Origin of the sequence: Pseudomonas sp. Bout1 (assembly GCF_034314165.1) — a bacterium.
Lineage (GTDB): Bacteria > Pseudomonadota > Gammaproteobacteria > Pseudomonadales > Pseudomonadaceae > Aquipseudomonas.
The window spans coordinates 1,083,522-1,099,893 of record NZ_JAVIWK010000001.1 but is presented as its reverse complement, the minus strand read 5'-3'; the positions used below and the strand labels follow the sequence as shown (position 1 = coordinate 1,099,893).

Genomic DNA, 16,372 nt, shown 5'->3' with positions numbered 1-16,372 from the left:
ATCTCTTTGAAAACCCGATCAATGTGGGAGCTGGCTTGCCTGCGATGGCCTCACCTCGGTTTGGCAGATACACCGAGTCGCCTGCATCGCAGGCAAGCCAGCTCCCACATTTGACCGAGTTCGACTCAAGAATGTGGGACAATGCCCGCCACTTTGAGCCAAATTCCAGAATCGACGCAGCCCATGACCGCCCCCAGCACACCCAAAGCACCGCGCAAGAAGCCTAAATCCACTACGCAGGCCTTGCCCGTCGCGCCCCGGAAAGAGGCCACCTTGCACCCGCGTAACCGCCACCAGGGCCGTTACGACTTCCAGGCGCTGATCAAGACCACGCCGGAACTGGCGCAATTCGTGATCATCAACCCGTACGGCAAGGAAAGCATCGACTTCGCCAGCCCCGACGCGGTGCGGGTGTTCAACCGGGCGTTGCTCAAGGCGTTCTACGGCATCAATCACTGGGACATTCCGGCTGATTACCTGTGCCCACCGGTTCCGGGGCGTGCCGACTACGTGCACTTCCTCGCCGACCTGCTGGCCAGCGTCAACGAAGGCGTGATTCCCCGTGGCGCGCCGGTGAAGGTGCTGGACATCGGCATGGGCGCCAACTGCGTCTATCCGCTGATTGGCTACAGCGAATACCGCTGGAACTTCCTCGGCTCGGAGGTCGACCCGACTGCCGTGGCCGCCGCCAAGGCGATCGTGCAGTCCAACGGGCTGAACAAGGCCATCCAACTGCGCCAGCAAACCAATCCCAAGCAGATCCTGCTGGGCCTGCTGGAGCCGGGCGAGCGTTTTGACCTGACCATGTGCAACCCGCCGTTCCACGCCTCCATGGATGAAGCGACCAAGGGTAGCGAGCGCAAATGGCGCGCACTGGGCAAGGCTGATCCGAAGCGCAAGTTGCCGGTACTGAACTTCGGTGGTCAGTCGGCGGAACTGTGGTGTGAAGGCGGGGAAGCGCGGTTTGTGACGCAGCTGATCGCTGAAAGCGCGCATTTCCAGCATAAAGTGCTGTGGTTCAGCACCCTGGTGTCGAAGGCGTCAAACCTGCCGGCGATCCAGACAGCGCTGAGGAAGGCTGGCGTGCTGGAAAGCCAGGTAGTGGAGATGTCCCAGGGCCAGAAGCAAAGCCGCTTCGTCGCCTGGACCTTCCAGACCCCAAGCGAGCAACAGGTGTGGCGCCAGCGCTGGGCGCGTAAAGACTAACCCTGTAGGAGCGAGCTTGCTCGCGAAGAACCTACAGGCGCCGCGGGGTATCAGATGCCCCGCGTTATCGTTGACGATCTTCGCGGGCAAGCCCGCTCCCACAGTTAAAACCAAATCGCAGGCAACAAAAAACCGCGCCCGGATCACTCCGGAGCGCGGTTTTTTTTGCTGCGTCTTACTTGTTAACAGCGTCGGTCAGGCCTTTGGCCACAACCAGCTTGATAACTTTCTTGGCAGCGATTTCGATGGCAGCGCCAGTCGAAGGGTTACGGCCAGTACGGGCAGGACGCTCGGTCACTTTCAGTTTGCCAACGCCTGGCAGAGTGATTTCGCCGCCGTTTTCCAGCTGATCAGCAACGATCTGGCTCAGTTGGTCCAGCAGAGCACGCACGGTGGTTTTCGGTGCGTCTACAGCTTCAGCCAGATCAGCGATCAGTTGGTCTTTAGTAATAGCCATTGTGGTGTTCCTTCCCTATCAAATTCATTTGGATTGCAGAGTGCAGTGTCAGCCATCGAGCCCTGCCATCAAGGCCTGGCACCCAAGGGCTATAACCACGAAGATCGGGGTTATAGATACTTGAAACCGGGTTTGGTTCGACCTGACAAATGCTGAATGCACGCTTAACGCCCAGACTGCGCGTAAGACGGGGCAAAACTAGCACAGAGACGGGGAAATATCCGCCTCAACATACCCATTTGGTCAGCTTTATCGCTCTAAACCGTGAAAAAAAGGCATATAGCCCGTCAGACACCCCTCAAAACATCCTGCGAACAGCGCCATCCCCAGCGGGTGCGGTACACTGGCGACTTTTTCCGGGAGCCCAACCACTCCCCTTCACCTGCCGAGAAGCCCATGCCGATCCGTCATTGCATCGTCCACCTGATCGACAAAAAACCCGACGGCACACCCGCAGTTCTCCACGCCCGCGACTCCGAACTTGCCGAGTCGGCCGCGATCGAGAACATGCTTGCCGACCTCAACGAGAGCTATAACGCCAAGCAGGGCAAGGCCTGGGGCTTTTTCCATGCCGAGTCCGGCGCGCACCCGTTCAGCGGCTGGTTGAAGGAATACTTTGATGGCGGCAAGGATTTCACCGCCTTCAGCCGCATTGCAGTCGAACACCTGCAAAAACTGATGGAGGAGTCCAACCTCTCCACCGGCGGCCATGTGCTGTTTGCCCACTATCAACAGGGCATGACCGATTACCTGGCGATCGCCCTGCTGCACCACAGTGAAGGCGTGGCGGTGACCGATCAGTTGGACGTGACGCCGTCGCGCCACCTCGACCTTGGCCAGTTGCACCTCGCCGCGCGAATCAACGTTTCCGAGTGGCAGAACAACAAGCAGTCCAAACAGTACATCTCGTTTATCAAGGGCAAGAACGGCAAGAAGGTCTCGGAATACTTCCGCGACTTTATCGGTTGCCAGGAAGGTGTCGACGGCCCGGGTGAAACCCGCACCCTGCTCAAGGCCTTCAGCGACTTCGTCGAAAGCGAAGACCTGCCGGACGAATCCGCCCGCGAGAAAACCAAGACCCTGGTGGACTACGCCAGCAGCCAGGCCAAGCTCGGCGAGCCGATGGGCCTGGAAGAGCTGTCGGGGTTGATCGATGAAGAACGGCCTAAAGCCTTCTACGATCACATCCGCAACAAGGACTACGGCCTGTCGCCGGAAATCCCGGCCGATAAACGCACCCTTAACCAGTTCCGCCGCTTTACCGGCCGCGCCGAAGGCTTGTCCATCAGCTTTGAAGCGCACCTGTTGGGCGACAAGATCGAGTACGACGAAGCCGCCGGCACCTTGATCATCAAGGGCCTGCCGACCCAGTTGACCGACCAGCTCAAGCGTCGCAACTGATGCTGGGCGGGGTTCTGAAGAAAGTTCTGCTGGTATTGCTGGTGGTGGTGGTTTTCCAGAACTGGGGCAAGATCGAGCGGCTGTTCAACCCCTCGCAGGTGGTGCCGGAGCAAACACGCGTTGCGGCGCGTGTGGTGCTGTATTCCACCCAGTGGTGCGGCTACTGCAAGCAAACCAAGCGCTTTCTGGATTCGAAAGGGATTCCCTACCGGGAGCTTGATATCGAGAAGGACGCCCAGGCGCGCAAGGCGTATGAGGCGTTGGGGGGTGGCGGAATTCCATTTGTGGACGTGAATGGCACGCTGATTCGCGACTACAACCCTGAAGCGATCATGGCGGCCTTGAAGTAACCCGGCCCCACCCAGTGTGGGAACAGGCTTAGGTGGGAGCTGGCTTGTGTGGGAGCTGGCTTGCCCGCGATGCAGGCGCCTCGGTCAGTCAGTTGCACTGAGGTGATGCTATCGCGGGCAAGCCCGGCTCCCACAAAAGCCCATTCCCTCCCAGCAAGGTGTGTGGCTTAGAAGTTGGCCTCCAGGGAAACCATCGCCGTACGCTCCTCACCTACGTTGTAGTAAGCCGAACTGGCCGCCAGGCCATTCACCGGCGCCGAGTTGAACGACACGGTGCGCGCCGAGCTCAAGTACTCCTTGTCAAACACGTTGAGCATCGAGAAGCGCAACGCGGCCGACTTGAAGACCTTTTTGTCCACCGGCAGGTAGATACCGGCATTGAGGTCAAACACGGTGCGCCCGGAGATTTTCTCGTTGTTGGTCAAGTCACCGTAGAAGGCGCCCACATACTTGCCGGCAATGTTGCCGTAGTAGCGCTTGTCGTCGTACCCGAACACCAGGTTGAACATGTTTTCCGGTACGTTGGCCAACTGGTTGCCCTTGGTCGGCAACAGCACGTTCTTGCTGGCAAAGTCGTCTTGCTGCTCGGACTTGGTGTAGGTGTACGACGCGTAATAGTTGAAGTTGTAGGGCAGCAGCCCGCTCCACTCCAGCTCCAGGCCTTTGTTGGTCACGTCACCCACGTTGGCCATCACGTAGTCACCGTTCAAGTCGGTGGTCGACAGCTGACGGTCCTTGAAGGTGATGTAGAACAGGGTGGCGCTCAGGGCCATTTTCTCTTCGGTGTAGCGCCAGCCCAGCTCCTGGTTCCAGCTCAACTCGGGGTTGAGGTTGAGGGAATCACCCTTGTTGTACAGCACATAGTTCTGCGGGGTACGCATGTTGCGGGTGACGTTGTAGAACGCCTGGTTGCTCTCGTCGACCTGGTACTTGGCACTGAAGTTCGGCAGGAACTGATGGTAGCGGGCGTTACGTTTTTCCGGCTTGTCGTAAAGGCTGCCGAGGTTGTCGCCGTCACGCTCGACGTACTGGTAGGCCAGGCCGCCGACAAAGCTCAGGTCTGGCGTGGCTTGCCAACTGTCCTGCACCCACAGCTTCTGGGCCGGGGTCACGGTGTATTGGTGGCGCCCTTGGACGGTCTTGCCATTCTTGTCGACCACTTGGCCGCCACTGTTGTAATCGCCCCAGATGTCGTCGGGTGCACCTTCGCTGTTAATCCCGATATACGGCTGGGTCTGGCGCTGGCGAGCGCGCTCGTACCAGTAGCCGTAGTCCAGGCTGTGCTCCTCGTTGATGTCCCATTTCATTTTGACGGTGACGCCAGGGCGCCAGGTCTCGGTCCATGAAGGGCGATAGTAGTTGGCCGACTTGAGGTTGCTCAGGTCGTAGTTGCCGCCCTTGTCGGACTTCGGCCCCAGGTTGGTCGCGGTCTGGCTGCTGAAGCTGCCGCCGTTGCCCCAGTAGTAATAAGGCGCAACCGTCAGGGCCAGGTCATCACGCAGGCGCCAGCGCTGGGTGAAGGTGGTCATGACACTTTCGAACGGGTTGCGGTTGAGCTTGTAGGAAGACGACAGCAAACCGTTCTTGTAGACCGGCGTTTCGGCGTAGTCCAGGCGCCGCCCCTGTTGTTGAAACTGGGCTTTGCTGAGGGTGTTGTAGTTGTAGTTTTCCTGCTTGTTGTACTTCATGGTGAAGTTGCTGGAGTTGCCATTGTCGTCTTCGAACAGCGTGCTCCACTCAACTTTGTCACCGCGCACAGTGCCCTTGCCGCGCCACTTGTCGCCCTCGGTGTGAGACGCCGACACCCACGTCTTGAAACCGCCCAGGTCACCGGTATTGAGCCGCGCGAAAGACTTTTGCAGGCTGTTGGAGCCGATGGATTGCTTGACGAACAACCCTGGCTCCTTGGTTGGCCGGAGGGTAACCATGCCGATATTGCCACCGCTGGAGCCGATGTGCGGGCCGTCCGCTTCGGAGGAGCCCTGGGTAACAAACACTTCGCCGACGTTTTCCGGGTCGCCCAGTTGGTTGGCATACACGCCGTAGCTGCCGGAGTCGTTGATCGGCACGCCGTCCATGGAAACGCCGACCTGGTCGGAGTTCATCCCGCGCATGGTGAAGCTGGTGCCGCTCATGCCGCTGGCGTCATCACTGGAAACGTTGATGCCCGGCGTGTATTTGAGTTTGTCGATGGCGTTGGCGGTCGGGGCCATTTCGTCCATGGCTTCCTTGGTCACGGTGGACCGGGCCTTGGCACTTTCTTCCTGAATCATGTGGCCGGTGCCCAGGGTCCGTTCGCCGGCGACGTGCACCGAACCGACATCCTGCGAATCGTCTGCCAGAACCAGCGGCGCAAAGCCGCCCAGGCCCGATGCTAAAAGCAGGGCATAGAGTTTGTTGTAGGTCACGAGTAGATCCCTTACATGCATCTGTCTGTTGTTATCGGGGAAATATTGGCGATATGAACTGGGTGAACAGCGCCGCCAATCTTCCTGACCACCTGCTCAGGAATCCGAGGATCATCCGTGCATCACGTAACGGTTTGGTTACAGGTTTTGGCGATTGCGATGAAGGTTAAATGAATGGGCAAAAGACTGCGCAGCGCGAAGGCGCCGTGATTTTGCAGGGGCGAAGGTGTTAGTAATGACAGCGCTACGCCAGAAGGCACAGCGCCAGGTATCTAGCGCAACACAATCATCCGACCGAGCAGCGAATGTTGTTCGAACCCCAAAACTGCCTGCAGCGCGTTGAGGACTGCTTGGGGGTCCTTGCTCGAAAAACTGCCGCTGACACGTCGAGCGCCGAGGTCGTCGTTGAGCAGCAGAATGCGACCGGGGTAGTAGCGACCGAGGTCGTGCACCACATCGGCCAGGGGCGTCTTGTAGTAGTTGAGCCAGCCGTCGCGCCAGGCCAGCCGGGATTCGCTGTCGACCGCGTGCAGCTCATCGGCAATACCGTCGGCGTAGGCCACTTGCTGGCCGGCCGTGAGAATCTGTTGCTGGCCATGCTTGGACGGCGTGACCCCAACCCGGCCGGACAACACCGTCACCTGCGCACCTGTCGGTTGCAGGCGTACTTCGAACTGCGTGCCCAGCACCCGCGCCTCACCGCTGCCGGCCTCGACCACGAAGGACTGGCCCGTGTGGGTCACGCTGAAAAATCCGGCGCCACGGCGCAGCTGGATATGGCGCTCACCGTGACTGAAGTCCACCGCAATGGCGCTGTCGGCGTCCAGGGTCACCTGGCTTTGATCCGCCAGAGTGACGGTCTTCACCTCGCCCGGAGCGGTAACGTAATCAGCGCCAAAATCATCGACCCAGCGCGACGGCTGCCAGCCGGCCACCATCGAAATCATCAGCATCAGGCAAGCGGCCATGGCCAGCGCGCCGGACCAGCGCCGCACCCCGGAACGCCTGGAGGTGTTCATCGCGTTCAGGTAGCCCTGCAACGCCAGGGCGTCCTCATCCGCCAACGTTCTCGCCGGCACTTCACTCAATTCCCACAGCACCTGGGCCTGGGCGTAGGCCTCGACATGTGCCGGGTCGGCTCGCAGCCAATGGCTGAAGGTGGCTTGGTCGCCACTGCTCGGCTGGTCGTGCAACACACTCAGCCAGGCCAGTGCAGCCTGTTCCTGGTCGGGCGTCGGGGTGACGCTGGCAGCAGAATTCACGGTGCTTTCCTTGGCGATGGTTCACGAAGGCTGGCCTTGCAGGCTTCGAGGGCACGCATCATATGTTTTTCCACGGCACTTTGGGACAGGCCCATGGCCTTGGCGATTTCTGCGTACTTGCAGCCATGGATGCGGTTGAGCAGGAAGATCTGCCGGGTACGTTCCGGCAAGCTGCGCAGGGCCGCTTCGACATGGCGCAGATCGTTGCCCGCCTCCAGCGCGGCCTGGGGCTCGGAGCCTTGGTTGTCTTGTTGCTCTGGCAGCCAGCCTTCGCTGCTGCGCACCCGGGCGCCTTCGCTGCGCAGGTGGTCGATGGCGATATTGCCGGCGCAGCGCAGCAGGTAGGTGCTGAGTTCCTCCACCTGCACCAAGGGCCGGCGCCAGAAACGCAGGAACAAATCCTGCACCAGGTCCGCCGCCGTCGCACGGCAACCTACACGGCGACTCACCAATGCTTCCATCTGTGAGCGTTGGGACAGGAACACTTGCAGAAAATGCGCCCGTCCACCTGCCGCGTCGGCGTGCTGCTCTTGGGATTCGGGAGGCGTGATGATCATCAACTGTGGACTCAAAGGGTCACGAAGGCCGCAACCGGACTGGCCAGCAGGCCGACGCCTGCCAGGATCAAGGCCAGCCTTGGCCGATACGGCAACAGCAACACCAGCAGTAACCCGCTGAGCATCAGTACCGCGCACCACTCCACCAACCCCTGGCCCCAACCGGTCGCGAGCACCGCCGGCCAGATCGAGACGATCAGCAACAGCCAACCGCCCACACGTAAACCCAGGCGCCGACGAGGTGAAGGTTTACTGCGCAGCAGTTCGCCATGGTGCCTGTCCATGGACAGGCACAACGCAGTAAACCCTGCGTAACACAGCAGCAGCGCGAGAAGCATTCAGTTCACCTCGCCCTTGAGGGCCAGCGGCCGGGCGCGTTCGGCCTTGGGCTGGGTAACGCGGCGGTGCTGCATTTTCCAGGCAGCCCAGGCGAGGAACCCGCCGCTGCACAGGCAAGTCAGGTCGAAGCCGGCCATGGCCCAATCGCCGCGGGCCAGGGACACACCCAAGTGCTGCGAAGTGGTCAACGCATTGAGTACCGGCACGCCGATAAACAGCAACGCGCCCACGCTCAGTTGCTCGACCCAACCGCGTCGGCCCTGGCGCACGATTGCGTGTAAAACGCTCAAGCCCCAGGCGATGAAGAAAGCGTTTACTTCCCAGTCCGAACGCCCGGCAACGCTTGCCGGCAACACCCGGTTGGCCCAGAAGAATACGGCGATGGCGATTATCAAGCCGGACATGCTGGCGATGTTCAACACTTCCACCAGCCGCAGTTCAAACGGCATCACGCCACTTTTGACGTGTTTGAGCTGACGTTTGCCCAGCCACATCACCAGCCCGGTGCCGATCATCGCGGTGCCCGCGAGGCCGCAGATGAAATACAGCCAGCGCAACACCGGCCCGGCGAAGTGCCCCATGTGCAAACCGTAGAAGCTGCCGCCAATGGCCGCCGGCAGTGATTGCTCGCCGCTGACGCGCAGCAGTTCGCCGGTGGTGCCGTTGAAGGAGACGGTGCTGCCAACGTCATGCACCACGCGATCCGAGCCGGCGCGGAACACATTGACCGAGGCGTTCACATCACCTGGGTTATTCACCACCAGCCGTCCGACATGCCCACCGGCCCATTGCTCGCGCGCCTGCTCATACATGGGCCCCAGCGGCAACAACTGCCCCGGCTGGCCAAGGGCCGGCGCATTGTCGGTGGCCGGGAACACATCATTGAAGAATGCACGGGTGTCGTTGCCATAAGAGGCGAGGATGCTCGCCGGCATCACCATGCTCATGAAAATCACCAGGCTGCTGTAGGTGATCATCAGGTGGAATGGCAACACCAGCACGGCCACGGCGTTATGCCCGTCTAGCCAGGAACGCTGGCCCTTGCGCGGGCGGAAGGTGAAGAAGTCCTTGAAGATTTTCTTGTGGGTGATGATCCCGGTGATCAACGCCACAAACATCACCATTGCCGCAATCGTCGACAGCCAGCGGCCCCACGGATACGGCATTTGCAGCTGGAAGTGGAAACGATAAAAGAACTCACCGCCCATGCTTTCCCGCGCGTGGACCTCGCTGCCGGTGACCGGGTCGAGGAGTTTTTCGACGAAGTTGCCGCGCTTGCCAGGGTCGACCTTGTCTTGCCACATCACCGACAGGCCGGGTTCACGCGGGCTGGGCACGTTGATAAACCAGCGCGCTGCGTTGGGCGCCTGTTGCTGCAAATACGTTTGGGCGGCGGCCAGGCTACGCGCATCATCGAGAGGGTAAGACTGAACTTCAGGCTGCATCCAGTGGGTAATTTCGTCCTTGAAATACGCCAAGGTGCCCGTCAGGAAAATCGCAAACAGCAACCAGCCAAAGATCAACCCGGCCCAGGTGTGCAGCCAGGCCATGGCCTGCCGAAAGCCCTCTTTCATGTGCGCGCCATCCAGTACGCCAAACCGGCGAACGTGGCCAGGACTGCGCTGGGCAGCAACACGCCAAACCAGGCGCGCCAGGCTGTACGGCAGGCAAAACACCAGATCACCGCCAACAGATAAAACACAAACGAACTCAGCATGCCGCTGATCACCGCATCGGCGCGGCTGATAGGCAGCCACAGCGTCATGCACACGCTGGCCAGGGATGCCAGCAAGTAGCCGCCGACCACAGCCGCCAGCACTCGCGAGGTCACGGCAACACGGTAAGCAACGGGAAGTGAGGTTTTGCGTTTCATGCACAGGGCGCCAGGTTCGTCAGCGCGCAATATTAATGATAAATATTCTCATAAGCAAAAGAGAACGTCTCCATGGCAATTGCCGAACCTGCTTGCGCGCCCTACAATGCGAACAATTCTTGTTCTCTAAAGCATGCGCATGCTGCCGGAGTGTTCGCGTTGCAGCCGTCCAACACCGTCGAAGTCCTGTACCACGACCATCACTACTGGCTTACCGGCTGGTTGCGACGCAAGCTCGGCTGCCCGGAAAGCGCCGCGGACCTGGCCCAGGACACCTTCATCCGCGTGCTCACCGCACGGGAAACCCCGACGCTGATCGAACCGCGCGCCTTCCTCACCACCATCGCCAAGCGCGTGTTGTTCAACCACTACCGCCGCCAGGACCTGGAACGCGCCTACCTCGACGCCCTGGCGCAAATGCCTGAGCACGTGGCGCCGTCGGAAGAAGAGCGGGCAATCATCCTGCAAACCCTGATGGAGCTGGACCAATTGCTGGATGGCCTGGCGCCCCTGGTTAAACGCGCGTTCCTGCTGTCCCAACTCGACGGCCTGACCTACGCGCAAATCGGCGCAGAACTGGGCATCTCCATCGCCACGGTCAAGCGCCACCTGAATAAAGCGGCGATGCGCTGCTACTTCGCCCTATGAGTTTCTCAACGCAGGTTGCCGAACAAGCGGTGCACTGGCTGATGGAAATGCAGCAGGGCCCGCTCAACCCGCGCAAACAGGCGGCCTGGCAACAATGGCTGGACGCCCACAGCGAACATCAGCGGGCCTGGGAACAAATCCAGCGAGTGAACCAGCGGTTGCACGGCATGCCATCGCCGCTGGCCCACGCGGCGTTGAATGCCCCGAAATCCAACAGTCGCCGCCAGGCCTTGAAGCTGCTGCTGATACTCGGCGCCGGTTCGGCTGTGGCCTGGGGTTTGCGCCAGCAACATGTTTTGCCACCGCTGACCGCCGACTATCGCAGCCCCATTGGCCAGCGGCGCAAGGTCCAGTTGGCCGATGGCAGCCAATTGCAGCTCAACACCGGCAGTGCGGTGGATGTGCATTTTAATGGCCAACAACGGTTGATCCGCCTGCTCGAAGGCGAAATCCTGCTGACCGCCAAACCCGGCAACGCCCCGCTGCACATCGTCACCGCGCAAGGCTTGCTCAGTGCCCAGGCGGCACGGCTGAACGTGCGCCAATTCAACGATCACACGCAATTGGCGGTGTTTGACGGGCACGTCGACATAAAGCCCAACACGTACGACGGCTTGCCGCTGACCGTCGAGAACGCCCGCCAAATCAACTTCACCCGCAAAGGCTGGGACACTGCCCGCCCCACCGACGCCGGCAGCGGTGCCTGGGCAGACGGCATGCTGGTGGCAGCCCACATGCGCCTGGAAGATTTCCTCGCCGAACTGAGCCGTTATCGCCGTGGCCAACTCAACTGTGACCCGCAGGTGGCCAACCTGCTGATCTCCGGCAGCTACCCGCTGGACGACAGCGAGCGAATCCTGGACCTGCTGCAAGTCAGCCTGCCGGTCAAGGTTCGGCGGTTTACCCGTTACTGGGTGACGGTTGAAGCCCGCGCCTGAATTATTTTCAAACCCCGTGAGCCGTTTTCCACCCCTCGCGTGACAGAGAAGGAAAGCCACCTTGATCCTTCCTTCTCAGGACCGCACTTCATGCCCCAGCAACCGACTCGCCTGACGCCCCTCGCCCGCACCCTGCGCCACTTGTTGCTGGGGGCCAGCCTCAGTTTCAGCGCCGTGCCCTACGTGATGGCGGCCGACTCCAAGCCCTACCGCATTGCCCCCACGTCGCTGGAAGCGGCGTTGAACCAATTTGGCCGTGAGGCCGGTGTGCTGATTTCGTTTGGCTCGGACGTGACCGCCGGCGTGCAAAGCCATGGCCTGTCGGGCAACTACACCGCTGAAGAAGGCTTGAATGCCTTGCTCAAAGGCACCGGCCTGCAAGCCCGTGCCGAGGGCAACAATGCCTTTAGCCTGCAACCGGCGAACGTTGCTCCGGCATCCCTTGAGCTGGGCACCTCCAATGTGGTCGGCGACTGGCTGGGCGATGCCGCACAAACCAACGTGTTCGAACACCCGGGCGCACGGGACGTGATCCGCCGCGAAGAATTCGAACGCCAGGGCGCCACCCAGGCCCGCGATGTGCTCAACCGCATTCCCGGGGTCAACGCCCCCGAAAACAACGGCACCGGCAGCCACGACATGGCGCTGAACTTCGGCATTCGCGGGCTTAATCCACGCCTGGCCTCGCGCTCCACGGTGTTGATGGACGGCATCCCGGTACCTTTCGCGCCGTATGGTCAGCCGCAGCTGTCGTTTGCGCCCATCAGCATGGGCAACATGGACGCGGTGGACGTAGTACGTGGCGGCGGCGCGGTGCGTTATGGCCCGCAGAACGTCGGCGGCATCGTCAACTTCGTCACCCGTGCGATTCCCGACGCGCCCACGGTGAAAGGCGGCTTGCAGACCGAAACCAGCCCGTCTTCCAGCCACGATGGCTTCAAGACCACCGGCAACCTGCTCGCCGGCGGCACCGCGGACAACGGCCTGGGCGGTGCGATCCTGTATTCCGGCACCCGTGGCGGTGACTGGCGCGAAAACAGCGACACGCGCATCGACGACCTGATCCTCAAGGGCAAATACCAACTGGACGACGCCAACAGCTTCAACGCCATGGCGCAGTACTACGAAGGCAAGGCCGATATGCCCGGCGGCTTGAGCAGCGCGGCCTACAAGGCCGACCCGTACCAGTCCACCCGCCCCTACGACCAGTTCTGGGGCCGGCGCACGATGTTCAACGCCGGCTACCGCTACCAGGAAGATCGCCGGGAATTCACCGTCAACAGCTTCTTCACCACCACCCTGCGCAGCGGTTACCTCGATCAGGGCAACTTCCTTTCCCTGTCGCCACGCGAGTACTGGGTACGCGGCCTGGAAACCCGCTTCGCCCAAGGCTTCGACCTCGGCCCCACCAGCCACGAAGTCGGCGTGGGCTATCGCTACATCAACGAAGCCGGCCACGAAATGCGCTACCGCACGCCGATTGCCGCCAACCAGCAACTGCCCACCACCGACAGCCGCAACGACCGTGATACCCGGGGCAGCACCGAGGCCAATGCGTTCTTCGTCGATGATCGGATTGATATCGGCAAATGGACCATCACCCCGGGCGTGCGCTACGAAATGATCGAGTCCCAGCAAACCAACAACCTCAGCAACGTCAAATACAAGGGTGACTACAACACCGCCCTGCCGGCGCTGAACGTGCTCTACCACCTGACTGACGACTGGAACCTGTACGCCAACACCGAAGGTTCGTTCGGCAGCGTGCAGTACAGCCAGATGCCCAACCGCGTGACCAGCGGCGAAGTGAAACCGGAAAAAGCCCGCACCTGGGAACTCGGCACCCGTTACGACAACGGAACCCTGCGGGCCGAGATCGGCGCGTTCCTGATCAACTTCGACAACCAGTACGACAGCAACCAGACCAACGACACGGTGATCGCCCGTGGCGAAACGCGGCACCAGGGTATCGAGTCGAGCATCAACTATGCCCTCGACGGCTTGAGCCCGGCGCTCGCAGGTTTTGATGTGTACGCGACCTACGCCTACGTCGACGCCACCATCCGCGAGGACGGCCCGAACAAAGGCAACCGCGTGCCCTTCTCCTCCAAGCACAAGGGCACCCTGGGCGTGGGTTACACCGAAGGCCGCTGGAAGTTGAACGTGGACAGCAGCTACCAGAGCAGCCAGTTCGCCGACAACGCCAACACCCAGGCCGAAAGTGCCGACGGCAGCACCGGACGCATCCCCGGCTACATGCTGTTCAGCAGCCGCGCGGCGTATGACTTTGGCCCGCAGCTGTCGGATTTGAACGTGGCGGTGGGGGTGAAAAACATCTTCAACAAGCAGTACTACACCCGCTCGTTTGACGACAACAACAAGGGCAAATACGTCGGCGAACCGCGCACGCTGTATGTGCAGACGTCTATCGCGTTCTGATCAACTGCCCGCCAGGCACGAAGGCGTGCCGGCCACCAGCGCGTCAATGGCACACCGGGTCTTGGCCGGCATGTGCGTCGCCGTGGGCCAGATGACATGGATCGGCATCGGCTGCTCGCGGTGGCCCGGCAGTACCGCCTGCAATTGCCCGCGCAGTACATAGTGGGCGATCAGCCAACTGGGCAACCAGGCCAGGCCGACCCCGGCAATGGCGGCGTCGGCCACCGCTTGCAGGTCATCGAGTATCAAGGGTGAGGCCACCCGCGCCCGCTGCGGGGCATTGCTGCGGTAGGCAATGCCGCGATGGCCGGCAAGGTCGGTGATGGATTCGATTCGACGGGTGCGCTGCAAGTATGCGGGTGAAGCCGCCAGGGCGATGGCTTGTTCGCCCAGGCGGCGTGCACTCAGGCGGTCGGTGTCGGGCAATGCGCCGATGCGTACCGCCAGGTCGAAGCCTTCCTGGGCCAGGTCGATCAGCCGGTCGGAGAACGAAATCTCCACCTCCAATTGCGCAAATTGGTCCATCAGCCCCCACAGCGCAGGCGCCGCATAGTGATGGCCGAACGCCAGAGGCAAGCTGGCCCTTAACCGTCCACGTGGCTGCTGGCGGCCACTTTCCAGCACGGATTCGGCGGCTTCCAACTCCGCCAGCGCACGCAGGCAATGCTCGTAATAGGCCTGCCCGTCTTCGGTCAAACGCTGGCGCCGAGTGGAGCGCTGCAACAAAGACGTTCCCAGCCGTGCCTCCAAGCGCGCCAGGCCTTTGCCCACCGCCGAGCGCGTGAGATTCAGCCGTTCGGCGGCTTCGGTCAGATTGCCGCTCTCGACGATCTGTAGAAACAGTTCAACACCATCAAAACGCGGAGTAGCCATCGTCGTTTGTCGCCTTTTATTCCCGTAGCGAAGGAAGAAGTATCGCTAATAAAGAATCCTGTTCCCGTGAAAATGACACCTTCCCCCATCGAAAGGAAGAGGTCATGTCATCCGACGCCGTTGCATCCGCCTTAAGCCCGCCGCGTACCGCCAGAGATGGCCTGGCGCTCACCGCCGTGTGCCTGGTGGCGCTGATGTTCGGGCTGGAGATTTCCAGCGTGCCGGTCATCCTGCCCACCCTTGAACAGAAACTGGGCACCGGCTTCCAGGATGCCCAATGGATCATGAATGCCTACACCCTGGCCTGCACCAGCGTGCTGATGGCGGCGGGCACCTTGGCCGATCGCTTTGGCCGGCGACGCATGCTGGTGCTGTGCCTGTGGGTATTCGGGCTGGCTTCATTGGCCTGCGGGTTGGCCAGCGACGCGTCCACGCTAATCACCGCGCGTTTTGTCCAGGGCGTGGGGGCCGGGGCGATGATGATCTGCCAGTTCGCGATCCTTTCGCACCAGTTCCGCGAGCCGGCAGCACGGGCGCGGGCGTTTGCAGTGTGGGGCGTGATCGCCGGCGTGGGCCTGGGCTTCGGGCCGATGGTGGGCGCGTTGATCCTGGCGGTCGCCGATTGGCGCTGGGTGTTCCTGGTACATGTCCCGCTGACCTTGCTCACCCTGGTATTGCTGCGCATCAGCGTGCAGGAATCCCGCGACCCGGCGGCCCATCACCTCGACATCGCCGGCATGATCACCCTGACCCTCGCGGTATTTGCCCTGGTCTACTTCATCACCCAGGGCACCGAGAGCGGCTTTGCGACACCGGCCATGCTCGGTTGGGCCGGATTGTCGGTGGCGGGCCTGCTGCTGTTCGTATTTATTGAGCGGCGCAGCACGCACCCGATGTTCGATTTCTCGGTGTTTCGCATCCCGCGCTTCAACGGTGCGTTGATGGGTTCGATCGGCATGAACTTCAGCTTCTGGCCCTTCATGATCTACCTGCCGTTGTATTTCCAGGCTGGCCTTGGCTACGACACGATGCTTACCGGGCTCGCCCTGCTGGCCTATACCTTGCCCACGCTGGTGGTACCGCCGCTGGCTGAACGCCTGGCCCTGCGCTATGGCGCCGAACGTATCATCCCGTTGGGCCTGGGCCTGATGGGCACGGGGTTTATCGTCATGGCGGCGACCAACCATAGCACCCAGCCCAGCGTGGTATTGATCCTGATCGCCTGTGGGATTGCCGGCAGCGGATTGGCGCTGACCAACTCGCCCACCACCAACACCACCACCGGCGCGGTCTCGCCTGACCGGGCGGGAATGGCCTCGGGCATCGACTTCAGCGCACGGCTGATCACCCTGGCACTCAACATCGCGTTGATGGGGTTGGTACTGATACTCGGGATCGCTCACTCCCTGGCGGGCGCATTGCCCGACACGGCACAGTTGGCCACCCTCAGCCAGGCCATCGCCACCGGCAAGCTGGAGGTGTTGCCGCAGGGCCAGATGATTGCCCAGGCCGCGCTGCGCAACGGCGCCGGTTGGGCCATGCTGTATGCGGGTTTGGGCGCGTGCACACTGGCTGTATTGAGCGCCTGTTTCTTCAAACGCAGCCCGCACTGAGGCTTTAA

At 61.4% G+C, this 16,372-nt stretch carries 15 protein-coding genes and 1 pseudogene; 7 read left to right on the top strand and 9 right to left on the bottom strand.

From position 1 onward, the window contains the following. Window positions 1-183 precede the first annotated feature (183 nt). Complete coding sequence (gene rlmF / locus RGV33_RS04910; protein ID WP_322143317.1) at window positions 184-1,206, top strand: 23S rRNA (adenine(1618)-N(6))-methyltransferase RlmF; 1,023 nt, start codon at window positions 184-186, stop codon at window positions 1,204-1,206. Here the strand turns inward: rlmF and RGV33_RS04905 are convergent. Further along, window positions 1,197-1,296: pseudogene (locus tag RGV33_RS04905) on the bottom strand (outer membrane lipoprotein carrier protein LolA); the annotation flags it as partial. The gene rlmF and the pseudogene RGV33_RS04905 overlap by 10 nt on opposite strands. 85 nt (window positions 1,297-1,381) lie before the next feature. Continuing rightward, a complete protein-coding gene (locus tag RGV33_RS04900; RefSeq protein ID WP_003212743.1) occupies window positions 1,382-1,663 on the bottom strand; it encodes an HU family DNA-binding protein in 282 nt (93 codons plus the stop codon). A 396-nt stretch (window positions 1,664-2,059) separates the two neighbouring features. Here RGV33_RS04900 and yejK point away from each other — a divergent pair, with 396 nt between their 5' ends. Further along, the gene (gene yejK / locus RGV33_RS04895) at window positions 2,060-3,064 is read left to right on the top strand and encodes a nucleoid-associated protein YejK (RefSeq protein WP_010176940.1); all 1,005 of its coding nucleotides are present in this window, start codon (window positions 2,060-2,062) and stop codon (window positions 3,062-3,064) included. Then, window positions 3,064-3,414, top strand: a complete 351-nt coding sequence (locus tag RGV33_RS04890; protein WP_322143316.1) for a glutaredoxin family protein — start codon at window positions 3,064-3,066, stop codon at window positions 3,412-3,414. The genes yejK and RGV33_RS04890 overlap by 1 nt, the downstream gene beginning before the upstream one ends. Before the next feature lie 167 nt (window positions 3,415-3,581). On the opposite strand, the gene RGV33_RS04885 is transcribed toward RGV33_RS04890, so the two are convergent. From RGV33_RS04885 to RGV33_RS04860, 6 genes are all read right to left on the bottom strand, one after another. Continuing rightward, window positions 3,582-5,822 (bottom strand): TonB-dependent receptor, encoded by a 2,241-nt coding sequence (locus tag RGV33_RS04885; protein WP_322143315.1) that lies wholly within the window; start codon window positions 5,820-5,822, stop codon window positions 3,582-3,584. 272 nt (window positions 5,823-6,094) lie between these two features. Further along, window positions 6,095-7,084 carry a FecR family protein gene (locus RGV33_RS04880; RefSeq protein WP_322143314.1) on the bottom strand — a complete coding sequence of 330 codons (990 nt, stop codon included), beginning with the start codon at window positions 7,082-7,084 and terminating at the stop codon, window positions 6,095-6,097. Beyond that, the gene (locus RGV33_RS04875) at window positions 7,081-7,641 is read right to left on the bottom strand and encodes an RNA polymerase sigma factor (RefSeq protein WP_322143313.1); all 561 of its coding nucleotides are present in this window, start codon (window positions 7,639-7,641) and stop codon (window positions 7,081-7,083) included. The genes RGV33_RS04880 and RGV33_RS04875 overlap by 4 nt, the downstream gene beginning before the upstream one ends. 11 nt (window positions 7,642-7,652) lie before the next feature. Further along, window positions 7,653-7,979: a DUF3325 domain-containing protein gene (locus RGV33_RS04870; RefSeq protein ID WP_322143312.1), complete on the bottom strand. Its 327-nt coding sequence runs from the start codon at window positions 7,977-7,979 to the stop codon at window positions 7,653-7,655. After that, the gene (locus tag RGV33_RS04865; RefSeq protein WP_322143311.1) at window positions 7,980-9,554 is read right to left on the bottom strand and encodes a PepSY-associated TM helix domain-containing protein; all 1,575 of its coding nucleotides are present in this window, start codon (window positions 9,552-9,554) and stop codon (window positions 7,980-7,982) included. Continuing rightward, window positions 9,551-9,853 carry a DUF3649 domain-containing protein gene (locus RGV33_RS04860; protein ID WP_322143310.1) on the bottom strand — a complete coding sequence of 101 codons (303 nt, stop codon included), beginning with the start codon at window positions 9,851-9,853 and terminating at the stop codon, window positions 9,551-9,553. Before RGV33_RS04860 ends, RGV33_RS04865 begins: the two co-directional genes overlap by 4 nt. A gap of 159 nt (window positions 9,854-10,012) precedes the next feature. Here RGV33_RS04860 and RGV33_RS04855 point away from each other — a divergent pair, with 159 nt between their 5' ends. The 3 genes from RGV33_RS04855 to fecA all read left to right on the top strand — a co-directional run bounded on the left by RGV33_RS04855 (window position 10,013) and on the right by fecA (window position 13,878). Beyond that, window positions 10,013-10,501 (top strand): sigma-70 family RNA polymerase sigma factor, encoded by a 489-nt coding sequence (locus tag RGV33_RS04855; protein WP_322143309.1) that lies wholly within the window; start codon window positions 10,013-10,015, stop codon window positions 10,499-10,501. Next, a complete protein-coding gene (locus RGV33_RS04850) occupies window positions 10,498-11,439 on the top strand; it encodes a FecR family protein (RefSeq protein WP_322143308.1) in 942 nt (313 codons plus the stop codon). Before RGV33_RS04855 ends, RGV33_RS04850 begins: the two co-directional genes overlap by 4 nt. A 90-nt stretch (window positions 11,440-11,529) precedes the next feature. Beyond that, the gene (gene fecA, locus RGV33_RS04845; RefSeq protein WP_322143307.1) at window positions 11,530-13,878 is read left to right on the top strand and encodes a TonB-dependent Fe(3+) dicitrate receptor FecA; all 2,349 of its coding nucleotides are present in this window, start codon (window positions 11,530-11,532) and stop codon (window positions 13,876-13,878) included. On the opposite strand, the gene RGV33_RS04840 is transcribed toward fecA, so the two are convergent. Beyond that, window positions 13,879-14,751 (bottom strand): LysR family transcriptional regulator, encoded by an 873-nt coding sequence (locus tag RGV33_RS04840; RefSeq protein ID WP_322143306.1) that lies wholly within the window; start codon window positions 14,749-14,751, stop codon window positions 13,879-13,881. It abuts the gene before it with no gap. Window positions 14,752-14,855: 104 nt separating this feature from the next. Between RGV33_RS04840 and RGV33_RS04835 the strand changes: the two genes are divergently transcribed. Next, entirely contained in the window at window positions 14,856-16,364 is a 1,509-nt protein-coding gene (locus RGV33_RS04835) for an MFS transporter (protein WP_322143305.1), read from the top strand. Window positions 16,365-16,372: the final 8 nt, after the last annotated feature.

What these genes read in the sequence shown, in the direction of transcription:
- rlmF (WP_322143317.1), top strand. Translation starts at nt 184, where the DNA reads ATGACCGCCCCCAGCACACCCAAAGCACCGCGCAAGAAGCCTAAATCC.
- RGV33_RS04900 (WP_003212743.1), bottom strand. Translation starts at nt 1,663, where the DNA reads ATGGCTATTACTAAAGACCAACTGATCGCTGATCTGGCTGAAGCTGTA.
- yejK (WP_010176940.1), top strand. Translation starts at nt 2,060, where the DNA reads ATGCCGATCCGTCATTGCATCGTCCACCTGATCGACAAAAAACCCGAC.
- RGV33_RS04890 (WP_322143316.1), top strand. Translation starts at nt 3,064, where the DNA reads ATGCTGGGCGGGGTTCTGAAGAAAGTTCTGCTGGTATTGCTGGTGGTG.
- RGV33_RS04875 (WP_322143313.1), bottom strand. Translation starts at nt 7,641, where the DNA reads ATGATCATCACGCCTCCCGAATCCCAAGAGCAGCACGCCGACGCGGCA.
- RGV33_RS04870 (WP_322143312.1), bottom strand. Translation starts at nt 7,979, where the DNA reads ATGCTTCTCGCGCTGCTGCTGTGTTACGCAGGGTTTACTGCGTTGTGC.
- RGV33_RS04865 (WP_322143311.1), bottom strand. Translation starts at nt 9,554, where the DNA reads ATGAAAGAGGGCTTTCGGCAGGCCATGGCCTGGCTGCACACCTGGGCC.
- RGV33_RS04860 (WP_322143310.1), bottom strand. Translation starts at nt 9,853, where the DNA reads ATGAAACGCAAAACCTCACTTCCCGTTGCTTACCGTGTTGCCGTGACC.
- RGV33_RS04850 (WP_322143308.1), top strand. Translation starts at nt 10,498, where the DNA reads ATGAGTTTCTCAACGCAGGTTGCCGAACAAGCGGTGCACTGGCTGATG.
- fecA (WP_322143307.1), top strand. Translation starts at nt 11,530, where the DNA reads ATGCCCCAGCAACCGACTCGCCTGACGCCCCTCGCCCGCACCCTGCGC.
- RGV33_RS04840 (WP_322143306.1), bottom strand. Translation starts at nt 14,751, where the DNA reads ATGGCTACTCCGCGTTTTGATGGTGTTGAACTGTTTCTACAGATCGTC.
- RGV33_RS04835 (WP_322143305.1), top strand. Translation starts at nt 14,856, where the DNA reads ATGTCATCCGACGCCGTTGCATCCGCCTTAAGCCCGCCGCGTACCGCC.